The 16,421-nt window shown below is 46.6% G+C and carries 9 protein-coding genes; 7 read left to right on the forward strand and 2 right to left on the reverse strand.

Annotated elements, in window-relative coordinates; translation table 11 throughout:
• Window positions 1-39 precede the first annotated feature (39 nt).
• The 4 genes from D9Y29_RS08640 (at window position 40) to D9Y29_RS08655 (ending at window position 7,600) form a co-directional block, all read left to right on the forward strand.
• Window positions 40-2,403 (forward strand): Gldg family protein, encoded by a 2,364-nt coding sequence (locus tag D9Y29_RS08640; RefSeq protein ID WP_164735318.1) that lies wholly within the window; start codon window positions 40-42, stop codon window positions 2,401-2,403.
• Window positions 2,404-2,437: 34 nt separating this feature from the next.
• Window positions 2,438-4,849 (forward strand): Gldg family protein, encoded by a 2,412-nt coding sequence (locus D9Y29_RS08645; RefSeq protein ID WP_127127066.1) that lies wholly within the window; start codon window positions 2,438-2,440, stop codon window positions 4,847-4,849.
• A gap of 2 nt (window positions 4,850-4,851) precedes the next feature.
• The gene (locus D9Y29_RS08650) at window positions 4,852-6,180 is read left to right on the forward strand and encodes a MutS-related protein (protein WP_127127068.1); all 1,329 of its coding nucleotides are present in this window, start codon (window positions 4,852-4,854) and stop codon (window positions 6,178-6,180) included.
• Between the two features lie 106 nt (window positions 6,181-6,286).
• Window positions 6,287-7,600 carry a MutS-related protein gene (locus D9Y29_RS08655; RefSeq protein ID WP_127127070.1) on the forward strand — a complete coding sequence of 438 codons (1,314 nt, stop codon included), beginning with the start codon at window positions 6,287-6,289 and terminating at the stop codon, window positions 7,598-7,600.
• Between the two features lie 17 nt (window positions 7,601-7,617).
• On the opposite strand, the gene D9Y29_RS08660 is transcribed toward D9Y29_RS08655, so the two are convergent.
• Window positions 7,618-9,789 (reverse strand): T9SS type A sorting domain-containing protein, encoded by a 2,172-nt coding sequence (locus tag D9Y29_RS08660; RefSeq protein WP_164735319.1) that lies wholly within the window; start codon window positions 9,787-9,789, stop codon window positions 7,618-7,620.
• A 139-nt stretch (window positions 9,790-9,928) separates the two neighbouring features.
• Window positions 9,929-10,900, reverse strand: coding sequence for a helix-turn-helix domain-containing protein (locus D9Y29_RS08665; RefSeq protein ID WP_164735320.1), 972 nt, complete (start codon window positions 10,898-10,900; stop codon window positions 9,929-9,931).
• Window positions 10,901-11,075: 175 nt separating this feature from the next.
• On the opposite strand from D9Y29_RS08665, the gene D9Y29_RS08670 reads away from it, so the two are divergent.
• From D9Y29_RS08670 to D9Y29_RS08680, 3 genes are all read left to right on the forward strand, one after another.
• Window positions 11,076-11,666, forward strand: a complete 591-nt coding sequence (locus tag D9Y29_RS08670; RefSeq protein WP_127127076.1) for an RNA polymerase sigma factor — start codon at window positions 11,076-11,078, stop codon at window positions 11,664-11,666.
• A gap of 103 nt (window positions 11,667-11,769) precedes the next feature.
• On the forward strand, window positions 11,770-12,978 hold the full coding sequence (locus D9Y29_RS08675; protein WP_127127078.1) for a FecR family protein: 1,209 nt from the start codon (window positions 11,770-11,772) through the stop codon (window positions 12,976-12,978).
• A 99-nt stretch (window positions 12,979-13,077) separates the two neighbouring features.
• Window positions 13,078-16,413: a SusC/RagA family TonB-linked outer membrane protein gene (locus D9Y29_RS08680; protein WP_127127080.1), complete on the forward strand. Its 3,336-nt coding sequence runs from the start codon at window positions 13,078-13,080 to the stop codon at window positions 16,411-16,413.
• Window positions 16,414-16,421: the final 8 nt, after the last annotated feature.

A 16,421-nucleotide genomic window follows, 5' to 3' on the forward strand; every position in this document is an offset into this window, starting at 1 on the left:
ATTTTCCCTTCTAACAAGTCTAAATAACTATCAATGAGGATGGTCGCTCAAATCGCAAAGTCTGAGTTGCGAAACCTATTCTATTCTCCTGTGGCCTGGTTCCTGGCCCTTGTGTTTACGGTGCAGTGCGGGTACCTGTTTGTGGAAGTGCTGTATACGATTGTACACAACCAGGAAGTGATGAAGGCAGAAAACCCGGATTTCAAGGACTGGGGGCAGATACCGCTTACCATGCTTTTCTTTTCGATCCCCAATAGCGCTTATGCGGCAGTGTTGAACAATATCTACCTGTTTGTACCATTGCTCACCATGGGATTGATTGGCCGGGAAGTGCATGCCAACACCATTAAACTGCTCTTTTCTTCTCCAGTGAAACTCAGGCAGGTGGTGGCCGGAAAATTCCTGGCCATCATGGTATACAATTTTGTATTGCTGATGATCCTGGGCATTTTCCTGCTCAGTTTCGGATTGAGTGTGAGGTCGGCCGATTATGGTTTCATACTGTCCGGCGCATTGGCGTTTTACCTGTTGATCTGTGCCTATACTTCCATCGGTCTTTTTATGAGTAGTTTAACCAACTACCAGATACTGGCGGCTGTGAGTACTTTCATTGTCATTTTTGTGCTAAGCCGGGTTGATAAACTCTGGCAGCATGTTGAATTTGTAAGGGATCTTACCTGGTTCCTGCACCTGCCCGGACATACTGCCCGGATGTTGAAAGGACTTATTGCCAGTAAAGACCTGATTTATTTCGTACTGGTGGTTTGTATGTTCCTCGGATTTACACTGGTGCAACTAAAAAGGCAGCGGGAATCGAAACCCTGGTATATAACTATTTTTCGGATATCCATCATAGTGATAGTTGTGTTAGCTGCCGGTTATCTTTTTTCCCGTCCTCAAACAACCGGGTATGTCGATGCCACTGCTACTAACGCCAATACCATACATCCGGTTACACAGTCCATTATCCGGGAAATGGAAGATGGTCCGCTGGAAATTACCTTGTATACCAACCTGCTGGGAAAAGGGAGCAATTATGGTATTCCTGAAGCACGGAATGTTTACCTGACGGAGCTGTGGGAGCAGTACCAGCGATTCAAACCTGACATCTATTTCAGGTTTGTCAATTACTATCATTATGAACCATGGATGGACAGCAGGAAACTGGCCATGGCCTTCCCCGGAAAGAGCAATGAAGAAATTGCCAGGGAAATAGCAAAGGGAATGCAGTTGGATTTTAATGATTTTATTCCGCTGGCTGCCATCAAAGATACTGTGAATCTTGCTTCGGAAGGATACAGGTTGGTGATGCGGCTCAAATACAAAGGGCGTACTGCTTTTTTGCGCACATACGAATCAGGTGCTTTTCCGAAAGGCGCTCCAAGGGCTTATCCGGAAGAGGCCAATGTAGTTGCAACCTTGAAGCGCCTGGTAAAGCCGGAAACAATTCCCACCATACTGTATACTTCCGGCAACCTGGAAAGAGGCTTGTATAAAACGGCTGACAGGGATTATACCAAGGTTACCCTAGCAAAGTTCGAAAAGAATGGCCCTATTAATCTCGGTTTCAATTTTGATACCATTTCACTGGAATCACAGGAGATCCCAACGGACCTTACCGCATTGGTGATTGCAGATCCAAAAAGGGAGTTCAGTGCATTGGCGCAACAAAAAGTTACCGATTACATCAACAAAGGCGGCAATATCATTTTCATGGGCGAACCTGGCAAACAAAATGTGCTGAATCCCCTGTTGAAGCCACTGGGTGTGGAAATGATGGACGGTATACTGGTGGAGCCAACTTACCACGAAATGCCGGATAAGGTGAACCCCTATTATACTGTAGCCAGTGCTGATCTGGCAGGGGAGCCCGCACTGCAGACCATAAAAAGTAAGATGATGAGAGTGTACGACAAAGACACTACAAAGATGTTGATGCCGGGAGTGGCAGCACTTTCGTTTACTGATAGCAGTGGGTTTGTAAAAAGGCCGCTGCTGCTGACCAGGGAATCCGGCACCTGGCTGAAGAAAGGAAAACTGGTGGTAGATTCTGCAGCCGTGGTGTACAATCCGAAGGAGGGTGATATGAAGGGAGCTTTCCCCACTGCATTGCAGTTAACAAGGCAGGTGGGCAGCAAACAACAGCATGCCGTTGTGTTTGGCGATGCCGATTTTGTAAGCAATGTGATCATGCGGAATGGCCTGATGATCAAAAGATCGGTGCTGTCATGGATGACAAACAATGAATATCCGCTGTATTTAACAAGACCTGATCCTGCAGATAACCTGTTGCTTATTTCTTCCGGAACAGTAAAATGGATGAAGGTGATCTATGTATGGGTACTGCCTGCGCTGATGCTTGTTGCAGGAGTGCTTATCCTGGTCAGACGAAAGAGAAAATAGAAATTCAATCTGTAAACAGTATAAATCATCATCAATGAGGATGGTATTTCAAGTGGCGAAAGCAGAGTTACGCAACCTGTTCTATTCGCCGGTAGCCTGGTTCCTGCTGATCGCCTTTATGGTGTTGTGTGCTTATTTCTATGCAACGCCCTTGTATTTCCGCGCCAACTGGGAAGATATTGCGCTCAAAAATTTCCCCCATGCAAAAGGCCTGGGAGAATATAGTGTAACCAGGTTCCTGTTCGCCAAAGAAGACGGCTTATTTTCACATATACGCCAAAATCTGTACCTCATCATTCCTTTACTCACAATGGGGCTGATTGGAAGGGAAGTGCAGAATGGGACTATCAAATTGTTGTATTCCTCACCTATCAAAACTCGTCAGATCGTCATGGGAAAATACCTGGCCATGATGATCTATAACCTGCTGCTGGTAGCTGTGGCAGGTATTTTCTTCCTGTCTGCTGCTCTCCAGGTGAAAGCTGCAGACACCGGCATGTTGATTTCGGCAGCGCTCGGCTTTTACCTGTTGATCTGTACCTATGCGGCCATCGGTATCTTTATGAGCAGCCTCAGTACTTACCAGGTGGTGGCCGCACTGGGAACTTTTGTGGTGATCCTGCTGCTGACTGTTATCGGCAAGCTCTGGCAGCAATATGATTTTGTAAGAGATCTCACCTATTTCCTTTTCCTCTCCGGGCGAACGGAAAAAATGCTGGCCGGTTTGATCACCAGTAAAGATGTGATCTATTTCCTGGTATTGATTGGCATGTTCCTCGCATTCACTGCACTCAGGCTCAAAGGGACCACGGATAGGAAACCCTGGTGGATCAGAGCAGGCAGGTATGCAGGAGTGCTTTGCCTGGCGCTGATAGCAGGATATATCAGCTCCAGGCCCGTTATGACCCTGTATTGGGATACCACGCAACAGAAAGTGAATACCATCCATCCCAAAACACAGGAAATATTCAAAGCCTTGGGCGACGACCCTGTTGAAGTAACCTTATACATCAATCTCCTGGGTAAGACTGCCTTTGCAGCCCTGCCTGAAAAAAGATATGAGTATATCCATCAATTCTGGGACCGGTACCTGCGTTTCAAACCTGGCATTCATTTCAAATACGAATATTATTACGATTATGATAGCTCTGTTATGGGGCCGCAGGCCAGCTATTACCTAAAAGGAAAGCCCGTTGATTACATGGCCCGCAAGAAAGCAGAACACAATGAATGGGACCTCAGTATCTATCAGAAGCCGGCTGAGATCCGGAAGAAAATAGACCTGCGCCCGGAAAATCTGCATCTCGTTATGCAGGTGACTTACAAAGGGCGATCAGAGTTTCTCCGGACAGAATTCGGTTCACCTGTTTGGCCAGGAGAACCCCAGGTGGCTGCCGTTTTCAAAAAGCTGCTGTACCCGCATATGGTGCCACATGCTTATTTTATAACGGGGAACTATGAACGAAGCATTCTAAAATATGGTGAAAGGGAATATGGTAACGTTACCGCCAGCAAGTTCAGACTCCAGTCTCTGGTAAACAACGGGTTTAATGTAGATACAATTAACCTCGATAACAATGATGTTCCTGCCAATACCACTTTGCTGGTGCTGGCCGACCCGAAATCAATGCTAAGTGATGTTTGCCGGGAAAAGATCAGGAACTATATCAGCAAGGGCGGTAATATGTTTATTTTGGGTGAACCTGGTAAGCAACATATTGTGAACCCTGTATTGCGTCAGTTGGGCCTGAAACTGGCAGACGGCGTTCTTGTAAGCAGCACCAGTTCCCGGGGGCCTGATGTAATTGTTGCCCCGGGAACAGAAGCATATATGGGACTGCGGGCAAACCCCGCCAGCCCGCATTTCAAAAAAATGAAGGCAGATATTGCATTGGGAATGATCACCTCCACCGCTTTTGAGTTTTTGGAAAACAGCAGCGATTTTACTGTAACCACATTGTTCACCACAAGGAAGAATAACTGGTTGAAAAAAGGAGTGCTGGTAAGAGATTCAGGCGAAGTAGTTTTCAATCCGACAGAAGGAGACCTGCGAAAACTGCCTCTTTCAGCAAAAGAAAAGGTCCCTGCACAGGTGAAAGACAGTTTGGAAGATCATCATCATGAGCATGCTGAAAATAATTTTTCCACCATGATCGCCCTGCAGCGATTCCTGGGAAAGAAAGATCAGCGGATCATCGTGTCTGCCGATGCTGATTGTATAAGGAATTCCGAATTCCTGCAGGTGCTGAAATATGGAAGTTACCTATATAGCTGGACTACTTATGGACATTTTCCCATTTATCTTCCCGGTGATCTTCCCCCGGATAGATTACTGACCATTACAGGAACAACAGCGAAAGTGCTGGGGATTGTGTATATGTATGTATTACCGGCAATTGTTATGTTGTTCGCCGCTGTCTTATTGGTAAGAAGAAAAAGAAAATAATCATGTACTTGCAAACAGATGACCAAACGATAGAAGACCTGCGCATTTTTGGAAAGCGCAACGGTAGTGGTGTATTTGATCTTTACAACAAGGTGCATACAAGGGGAGGGGAATCCCTGCTGAAGGAGATGTTCAGGGCGCCATTGTCTGACCAGGAGCTGATCAATGCCCGCAGCAGCATCATCCGGCATTTCGCAGGGAACAAAACCCCTTTCCCTTTCAGTGCCTCCATTTTCGATATGGCTGAAAAATACCTGCGCAGCGCCGGTGAAACCCGGATGCAGGGAAACGATAAGGCAGTACTCAGCGAAAAGGAGATTGCCAACGGTGTTGCGGGCATCATTGAAATGATGCAGTTGTGCCGCGCATTCATAGAATCTGAAACCGTAAAGCAAGTTGAAGCCTACAGGCAGGAAAGGGAAAGTATAGCCATGATCCTTTCTGATTCAGTGTTTGACCCTGTACACAAAGAGATCCTTCGAACAAAGTTGTCTTATGCGGCAGTAGCGGCTTATGATGTACTATTCCGGGTACGTGAACAGGCAAAAGTGAACAGGTTGATGACGCATATTTATTATCTCGATGTATTGCTGTCTGTTGCCGCTATTGCCAATGAGAAGCATTTCATTTTTCCCAAAGCGCTGGAAAAGGAACCTGCTACCTTATTGCTGGAAGGAGTATATCATCCTGAACTGGAAGCACCGGTAGCAAATGAACTTACGCTCAGCAACAACCGAAACTTTATTTTCCTGACCGGGGCCAATATGGCGGGTAAGTCCACTTTCCTGCGCTCGGTAAGCGTAGCAATGTTCCTGGCTCATATGGGCTTTCCGGTAGCTGCCAAAAAAATGGAATTTTCGGTTATGGATGGTATCTATACTACCATCAATCTGCCGGATAACCTGGGCATTGGCGCCAGCCATTTCTATGCGGAAGTATTGCGGGTGAAGCAGGTGGCTGCCGAACTTGGTAAGGGCAGGTCTATGTTTGTGGTCTTTGATGAACTGTTTCGCGGCACCAATGTCAAGGACGCCCACGAAGCTTCAGTGGCTGTATCTCTCAGCTTCTCAAAGAAAAAGAACAGCCTGTTCATCATTTCTTCCCATATCATCGAGGCAGGTGAAGAATTGAAACAGCTGAACAATATCGGCTTCCTCTTCCTGCCCACCAGGATGAACGGATCAATGCCTGAATATACCTACCGCATCGAGAACGGTATTACAGATGACCGGCATGGTATGATCATCATCCGTAATGAAGGCATTCTGGAAATCCTGGAAAAGGGAAAAAAACATTTACTCAGGGACCACTCGCTCGCCTCCGGCGAGTGAGAAATATTTGTTCGCCTCCGGCGAACACCGCGTCGCCGGAGGCGACTAAATAAAAGTCATTCGCCGGAGGCGAGCGAGTGGCCACAGCACAACAATATTGAACACCATGATTTTTTCGATAGATAAACAAACGCTGGAAGAGCTGAACCTGACGGGGAAGTTCCGTACCGGTTCCGTATATGCGCTCTTTAACAAGGTAAAGACCAATGGTGGCGAGCACCTGCTGGACCATATGTTCCGGCATCCGCTGGAAGAAAAGCGGTCCATCAACGAACGCAGCAGTATATTCCGGTATTTCGAAAAGGAAGGGTATTCTTTCCCTTTCGATCCCCGGCAACTCAACCAGATGCGGGAGTATGTAGATGCTTCCGGCAATGCAAGCGCTCTGATGGTACTTGGCCAAACAATGATGAAGAAAATATTATCGGGTCTTACAAGGGATGAACGTTATCGTAAGAGCATACAGGGATTACAGGCTACTATTGGCGTTTTACAAAAATGTAATTCATTCATTGGCGCGATGACGCCTGAAGGACCTTATGCTGCAAGTGTAGACAGGATCAGGAAAATATTATCCGATAAAAATCTGCAACGTCTGCGTGAAACGGATATTTATGGAGCTCTTTCTGTTAAGACCCTCGCATACTATGAACACCTGCTCAGGAGCGGGCTGAGCAGGGAAATGGAAGAGATCCTCGCATTCATCAGTGAACTGGATGTGTTCATTGCTGTAAGCACTGTGGCGAAGGAAAGAGGTTTTAACTATGCTGCTGCATTGAGCCCGGAAATGAATGTTTTGACTGCACAGCAACTTCGCCATCCCTGCATCAGCAATGCTGTTGGCAATCGCCTGCACATGGATGGACGTAGTAATGTGCTCTTCCTTACCGGAGCAAATATGGCGGGTAAGTCAACCCTGATGAAATCCATCGGGATCGGTCTGTACCTTGCCCATATGGGATTTCCGGTGGCAGCGGAACAAATGGAATTCTCTGTACGACAGGGATTGTATTCTTCTATCAATGTATCTGATAATATCGGGCTTGGTTACAGCCATTTTTACGCAGAAGTAGTGCGGGTGAAACAGGCCGCTGAAGCGGCTGCCAGCGGAAAACGGCTACTGCTGATGTTTGATGAACTGTTCAAAGGCACCAATGTAAAGGATGCCTATGATGGTACTTTGGCCATCACCAGGTCTTTTGCAGATTATACCGATTGCCTCTTTATCGTCTCTACCCATATCATTGAAGTGGGTGAGGCGCTGAAAGACAAGGATAATGTACAGTTTGTTTTCATGCCCACCATCATGGAAGGATCGGTGCCCAGGTATACTTATAAACTCAGGGAAGGCATTACCGAAGACCGGCAGGGCATGATGATCATCCGGAATGAAGGCATCCTGGATATGATCGATTCCTGATAAAGAACATACATATTTTATTGCTTTACCAACCTGAGCGTTTCTCCATTTTGCAATTTCAGCAGGTACAGTCCGGCGGGCAATTCAGCTATTGAAAATGTTTCTGTGTTATTGGCAATCATAACCTGCTTTATAGCCTGTCCCTGTGCATTGGTCAGTATCGCTTTGGTATGCAGCAGCTCATTGGAGCCAATGGAAATGGTAACGAGGTCGCGCGTGGGGTTAGGGTAGAGGATTGTGGATTGCCCAATCCTGGTGCTCCTCACCTGGATGATCCGGCTTTGTGTGGACTGTCCGTCTTTATCCTTCATGATCAGGCGATAATAATTTCTTTCACCCGGTTCTTTATCTGCAAAAGAATATTGATGATTGCCTGACCCTGCTGCCATCACCTTACCGATTGGTTCATACCGGGCGCCATCGAAGCTTCGAAATAATTCAAAATGGTCTGTATTGAATTCACTGGAGGTAGTCCATTGCAAAAATACTTTGCTATGTAGTGGTCGTCCGCTGAATGCTGTAAGTTTTAATGGAAGCGTGGTAGCCATGGCTGTTACGGCAAATCCGCTGAAGCCTGTTACATCAAAGCTCAATTGCCAGTAATTATGTGTGCTGTTCCAGACTATGTCTGTGTTGACCGGGTCAATAGTTTCCATTGATCCGGAATAACTGCCTGGGGTACCCGAAGGCGAGACTCCATGAAATTGCCAGATTCGCAGATTGGCAATGCCTTGTGCATCGGAAGGGCCGGCCGGCAGTTTGTTTGTACTCACCAGGTTGAATGCGTCGAATTCGGCTTGAGTGAAAAATAAGGTTATTCTTGCTGTGGCGGTAGCCGCATTTGTTGTGGGGCTGATATCGTAATGGCGCTGCACATAGTACTGGCCATTCCAGGCTTGCACACTGCCATCGATCCATGATTTGGTATCTACATTTCCAGATAAAGCCGTGCTGCCGCCATTGGGGAGTATAGCTGCGATGGCTTCACAACTACCCGGAACCGTTATGAGTGTGGTGCCGGGATATATATTTCCCGAGACATTAGAATTGCCAGCCGCCAGGCTGCTGCCATCCGGAATCGACTGAAACTCGTAGGCTCCGATGTCCACTGTTGAATTTGCAACTCTGGGCAGCTCATCTATGTCGATGCTCACGGTTAGTTTTGAATTATCACCGGCTGTAATGGCGGGGCTGCAGGCGCGTAATCTGTAATCACCTGTTGCAAAAGGAGTGGTGGATGGGGGAGGCGCATTTACGAATTGTGGATTTACATCCATATTGCCGACCCCAGCGTAACCACCTTCCACTATGCAATTTGTAATAATGGCGGTGGGGGTGGCGCCGGAAATTGTTGATCCATAGTCGGCATGATTTCCGTAGAAGATCGAATTGCTGATGTTGGCTGGAATACCAAAGAGTTTCAATCCTCCTCCATTCCCTGGTGTTCGGTTCCCCGAAACCGTGCAATTGACCATAGTCAGGCTGCCGAGAACGCCGCCTGATGACATATAAATTCCACCACCGCCTACGGTATTCCTGGATACATTCCCGGTAATAACGCAATTGATCAGCGTAACATAGGCTTCATCCGAAGCGATCCCGCCACCGCCACTGGCTTCATTGTTTGAAAACACACAATTGATGAAAACCGGACTACCGATCTGGCACCAGGCTCCGCCGCCTTTCCTGCTGCCTATAGTCTTATTGCCGGTAATGATGCAGTTTCTGATAAGCGGACTGTCGTAAACAATATACATTCCACCACCGCTCCAGGAGGAACTGGTGCCATCAGTAATGGTAAAACCATCCAATATGAAAGCATTGGTAACGCCCCTGTTATTGCACCAGATCACATGAGCGCCCTTGCCTTTCAAAATGGTAGCATTCATACGCCAGTTCCGTTCTTCAAACATGGTTTCCGAACCTGTGAAACCTCCGAACACTTTTACATTCTCCATTGGATAAAAAGATGGATCGGCACCGTTCTGATAAGTTCCCTGTGCAACCCAAACCGTATCCTTATAGTTGTAATAGGCGAAGTTCATGGCCACCTGCAGATCTGTGTAAGCATCATTCCAGGACGTTCCATTGTTGGCGCCGGTAGCGGCAACATTTACATAAACTCTGCTGGACTGTGCATGGAAAATTTGTAAGATGAATAGCAACGAGAGTAAAAGCTTAGGCATCATAGAGGTTTTTGTATAGAATGGTTTAGCTGCTGCAAAACTATTCAACCCTCCGTTCCTTAATAATGAGAAACCCATTTGTTTTGTCCTGTTTTATAAATCGGGACAATTTAATTTCATGAACATGATATTGTGAGCCGGATCAGGATTGCATCTGTTGAGCATACTCTGCAGGACTGATGCCTACCAGTTTCCTGAAAGCGCTATAGAAGGCGCTGCGTGAAGAGAAACCGGCATTATAAGCCAGCGCTTCGATGGTGAAAGGTTGTTCCTGCCTGGGCTGGGCCAACTGTTCCCTGATGCTTTTAACCCGGTAAGAATTGATGAAGTCTACAAAGGATTGCTGATAATGATTATTCAGTAATGATGATAATTTGTGACTGCTGATATGGATCGATCTGGCCAGCGAACCAAGGCTGATGTCTTTTTCTTCGTAACGTTTGTGTTTGATTAGCTGCTCTTCCAGCAGGCGACAGATCTTTTCTGTTTCTTCATCTTTCTTCAGTGAGTCGGCATGCTGCTTCCGGATCTTCTCCAATGTTTTGGGTTGCATATCCAGCAGGGAAGCGATATGTTCCAGCGGGATCTGATCGATATATCCCGGTTTGGTTTGTAAAAAATATTGGTATCGTTCTTTGGCATTGCCTACACGGATGATATGCGATCGTTCCTGTGCATCCTGGTAATATTGCTGGACCAGCATTCGAAAAGCATAATTCAGATCGAACTGCTGTTCGAATAATTGAAGGATCACCTGGTTGGGGAAAGCGATCAGAGAAGTGGGTTCGATGGCAATGATACCTTCTTTGGTTGGTGCCATTCCATGCATACCTGAGATCGAACTAACAAATTCATTCGCTACAGAAATATAGGTAACGATCTTTTTTTTCTTATAAGTAGTTTGGCCCATCAATGCGCCCTTGATAATAAAATACATGTACTGGCAGGTTTCTCCTTCATTGATCAGTGTAGCGCCTTTTTTCAGTTCGAGTGCCATAAAATGCGTGTTGAGTGCATTACGGAAATTTTCACTCACCGGATATATGCTGTTCAGTAGTTGTATTACCTTATCAATATCCTTAGGATCGGCTTTTGTATGCAGTTTCGTGGGCATGGGCATTTGATTCGTAAACAAGATAATCAGAAAATGGTTTTATGGGCTACTCATGGTTCACAAGGGCAAAAAAATTTCCTGTTCTGAAAATATCAGCTAATTTAGGTGCTGGTATCTCCCGTAACCTGTCCTGTTTTTATTCAAACTGCTAATTCCCCAACAAAGCATTCGTTATATGCAGGACAGATCCCTTCATAAAGAATGGTTCAAACTAATTGCCGGAGGCGATGAAACCGCTTTCAGGAATTTGTTCGATACCTATTGGGAGCACCTGTATTCAGTGGCCCTCATGCTCACCAAATCGGAAGCCCTGGCTGAAGATATCGTACAGGAGATCTTCCTGAAGATATGGAACAAGCGTGAAGAATTGCCGGAAGTGGAGAAACCAGACAGCTATCTTTTTATCATTGCCCGCAATCATATCTACAACGTGCTGAAACAGCAGCAGCGGGAAGAACAATACAACAAACATATTATTGACTGGTTTGAGGGAGCGAAGCACAATCCTGAAAGTGAGCTGCTCTTCAAGGAATCCGCGGAGCTGCTGAATAAGGCAGTTGCAAATCTTTCCACGCAGCAGCAGGCTGTGTACAAACTGGCGCGTGAGCAGGGGCTGAGCTATAATGAAGTGGCTGCTCAATTGAATATTTCTCCCAATACCGTGAAGAACCACCTTAGTATTGCCCTGAAGTATATCAGGGAATACCTGCGGCAACATGCTTCACCTACGGTGATGATCATTGCCCTTCTCGAAACGATGAATTAGGCTCCATCGCCCCCAAAAGACCTGTCCTGGAGCGGGATCTCAGAATTTTTTAAAAAAATTGAATACACACTGGTAGGATTCATTTTTACCGTTGTCTTTATTTATGATGAAAGATTTTGAACAACTATTCGATGGCTGGGTAGAAGGCACGCTCACTACAGAGGAGGCTGCTATGTTCCTGGGAGCCCTGAAGGAGGAGCATCCTGATTTTCCGCTGCTCATCGATAAGCTGTTGCAGGAGCCACTGCATACCGGAATGGGTACAGAAGAACTGAGAGAGCGCTTGTACCTGGGTATTGCAGCAAAGAAAGCGGTCTTTGAAACACCTGTTCGCAAACTGGTAAGATTCCCGGTGAAATGGGCTGCTGCAGCAGTCCTGGTGCTGATGGCCGGTATTGCAGGCTGGTGGCTCGTTAGCCGTAACAAGCAAACTGAACCATCTGAAATGGTGGTGAAAAAAGGGGAAATGCCGAAACCGGGTGGAGACAAAGCTGTACTGGTATTGAGCAATGGAAAAGAGATCTTCCTGGATAGCCTGGCAGATGGCCAGCTGGCAGAGCAACAGGGGAGCCTGGTGTTCAAACCGGAAGAGGGAAGGATCGCTTACCGGCAGCAACAGGCACGGATAACCGAAACAGTTGCCTTCAACACCTTGAAAACTCCGCGCGGAGGACAATACAGGCTTACTCTGCCCGATGGCACCAAAGTTTGGCTGAATGCCGCATCTTCCATCACTTATCCTACCAGTTTTCATGGAAAAGAAAGGTCCGTTACCATCACCGGTGAAGCTTATTTTGAAGTTGCCAAAGTGAAGGCTAAGCATGGTCCAGGCAATTTGCCATTCAAAGTAAAAGTGGCCGGACTTACAGGAGAGGGCAGCAATATGGAGATCGAAGTGCTGGGCACGCATTTCAATATCAATGCCTATGTAGACGAACCGATGGCCAGGACCACTTTGCTGGAAGGCTCCATCAAACTTGCCAAAGGAAAGGAACAATACCTGATGCATCCTGGTCAGCAGGCCCAGCTGGAAGATAATGGCCAGTTCAGGATCAGCGACAATATCAATTCCGAAGAAGTGCTCGCCTGGAAGAACGGTTATTTCTTTTTCGATCATGCCGACCTGAGAACTGTAATGCGGCAGATTGCCAGATGGTATGATGTGAATATCGAATACCGGCCAGGTGTAACCGGGATGAAATTCGGGGGTGAGATTTCCAGGAAAGCCAACCTCGATGAAGTTCTCAAAATAATGGAGGTGATGAAGATCAGATTTATTGTGGAGGAGAAGAAGATCATAGTTATTCCATAAACATATTATTCCCGGACAGCTATAGCGGCTTTATGTTAAAGCTGAAAGGGATCGTTTTGACTATTACCAACTAACTACTGAACATTAACTGCAACATTCATGAAACGAAGCATAACTGCGCTCATTTTGGTTATCGGCTGCCTGTTCTGCAGTTTGCGGGGGACAACCCAGGTGGTAACGCTCTCCGTGAAAAATGCAAAACTGGAATCTGTACTGAAGCAGATAAAAAACCAGACAGGCTATTCATTTTTTTTCAACGAAGTATTTTACAGCAAAGCCTCGAAAGTAACGCTCAATATTAAAGGAGTTACTTTATCGGAAGCGCTCACAAAGATCTTCAGTCAACAATCTGAACTGGTGTACACCATCGTGGGAAGTACAGTGGTGGTAACGGAAAAAGAGAAGCCGGAACTACCACTTGATTCCACCGGCAAACCGGCTGTTTCACCAGCTGGCAGTGCCACAGGTTCCGTAAAAGGATTCGTGTATAATAAAAGATATGAACCTCTCAGCAATGCGAGTATAATGTTACGGGGCACATCCAAAGGTGTTAGCACCGCCGCCAACGGCTCCTTCGAAATGAAGGATGCAAAGCTGGGAGATATACTGAGAGTAAGTTATATCGGGTACAAACCAATGGATGTAAAAGTGGAATTTACTCAGGGTACTACCGTAATCCTTGAAGACGCTACCAATGAGCTGGACCAGGTAGTGGCGCAGGGTTACAGTAAAACAACCAGATTACTTAGTACTTCTTCCGTGGCCCGTGTATCCGGTGAAGAGATCGCCCGCCAACCGGTGATGAATCCGCTCATGGCCTTGCAGGGAAAAGTTCCGGGAATGGTAGTGACGCCCAATTCAGGTCATGCCGCTGCGCCGGTTGAAATCACGATAAGGGGTAAAAGCCTATTGTCGGCATCCAGTCCCAATCCGCTCATTGTAGTTGATGGAACCCCGATGAATGTTGGCTCCAACGATGGGGTGTTGTATGGAGACGGACCGGTGCAGGGATGGATGGCCACTTTAAGTCCGGCCGGCAGCCAAAGCCAGCTTTTCGGATTCAATCCTAAGGATATTGAAAGTATAGAAGTATTGAAAGATCTCGGTTCTACTGCTATCTATGGTTCCTCCGGCGCCAATGGTGTGATACTGATCACTACCAAAAGAGCCAAATCAAATACATCCGATCTGAATGTGAATATTGGATATGGCCTGTCCAAAGTGATGCGCTATTTCGATATGCTCAATACCCAACAATATCTTGAAATGCGCAGGGAAGCATTCAGGAACGATGGTATTACCCCCACGCCTGCAGATGCTCCGGACCTCCTTCTTTGGGATACCACCAGGTATACAGACTGGCAAAAGGAAATTTTTGGCAACACCGGTAGCAGCCTGAATGCGATGATCAGTTATTCGGGAGGCGGGCCTCAACTCAGAACTACGCTGAGCGCAAGCTACAGCACAGTAAGGCCCATTACAAGAGTGGCAGGTAAGAATGAATCCATTAATGTAAGGGTGGCTACTGACTTTGCCAGCAATAACCAAAAATTCAAAGTAGCGGCAACTGCCACCTACACCTATACGGTGGCTAATATGGTGAGTACGCCCATCCTGAGCAAATTACCTCCCAATGCCCCGCCACTGCTGGACTCTGCAGGTGAGATCAATTTCAAAGGATACGAAGGAACAATTGGCGTTATCGAAAGCACTTCCATTCAAAACCTGTTCAAGCCTATCGACAGCCGTACCAATGGCCTGATGACTAATTTCCGGATAAGCTATCAATTGGCGAAAGGTCTCTCCCTTATTTCAAACCTGGGGTATGGCAGGTCAAACAATGAGAGCTGGGCTCTGACACCCATCAGGTCTCAAAATCCTGCGATGAACCCAACAGGACAAACGGTGCATTCCAGGGGAACGAACAGCACGTTCACATTCGAGCCTCAGCTCAGTTACGACACCTGGATTGGCAAAGGAAAGCTGGCCATCCTTACCGGCGCCACTTTCAAGAACGAGAAAAGAGAAAGCCTGAGCACGATGGCAATTGGGTTCACCAATGATGCCCTCCTGCGTTCCATTTTGTCTGCTCCTTTTTCTTATACCGGCAATACTTATTCGCCCTACAAATATTTCGGTGTATTGGGAAGAGTGGAATATATCTGGGATAACAAATATGTAGTGAATCTGACGGGAAGGAGGGATGGCTCTTCCAGGTTCGGCCCGGGTAACCGCTTCGGCAATTTCGGTTCAGTAGGTGCAGCATGGATTGCTACTGCGGAACCCTGGATCGCAAAAACACTTGCGCCTGTAGTAAGTATGCTGAAGTTCAATGCCAATTACGGTACAGCCGGATCAGACGGAGGCAGCGATTACCAGTACCTTACTCAATGGGGAAAAAAGGAAATGCCGGTGTATGGCGGCGTTGCGCCAATGGTAAGCATGCATGCTGTAAACCAGGATTATCACTGGCAGTCGAGCAAAGAGATAAACGTTGGTATGGATATGGGATTTGGAAAAGACAGCCGCGTATCTCTGTCACTCAACTACTACTCCAGGAGAACGGGTGATCAGTTGCTCAACAACCCAACGCCCATCTACACAGGTTTTCCAACTGTTTATGGTAACTGGAATGCAGTGATAGAGAATAAAGGATATGAAGCTGCTGCAGTAGTGCGGGTAATAGATAAAAAAGACTTTAGCTGGACTATGACTATGAATGGCGGCATCAATAAGAATACCCTGGTGTCTTATCCTGGAATTGAAAATTCACCTGACTTCTATAAATACGTAGTGGGTAAATCTGTCCAGAATGTTTACCTGCTGAATTATGTTGGTGTGGACCCGATGACAGGTAATTACCAGTTCCAGGATTACAACAAAGACGGTTTCATCGATCCCAGTTCTCATTTCAATCTTCCACCCCTGACCTTCCCGAGCGATGTACAGAAAGTATTGTTGCTGGGACCGAAATTCACTGGTGGTATAAATCAATCCCTGCGATACAAAAATCTTTCCCTGAATCTAAGCTTCAGTTACAGGTTCCAGAATGGCATGGAGGCTTTCAGAACGGCTCAGAATCCCGGAACCATGGGGAATATCACGGTGGAGATGTTCAATAACCGCTGGCGGAAACCGGGCGACAATTCCAAATACTCGAAGTTCACCACTACTTACAATCAGTCTTATGCGAGAGAGCTTTCCAATCTTGGTTATGTGGATGCTTCCAATCTGCGCATGAACAATATTACCTTGTCGTGGTCGCTTACTGAAAAGATCTATCGCAAGCTCGGGCTAAAGGGAGCTTTCGTCAGTATCAATGCCCAGAATATTTTCGTGATCACGAATTACCAGGGCCTCGATCCAGATATTCAAAGCATCAACGTGATGCCGCCCACCAAAGAGATCGTTCTAAATATTAACATCACCCTCTAATGCTTTGC

The organism is Pseudoflavitalea rhizosphaerae, from assembly GCF_003991355.1.
GTDB lineage: Bacteria > Bacteroidota > Bacteroidia > Chitinophagales > Chitinophagaceae > Pseudobacter > Pseudobacter rhizosphaerae.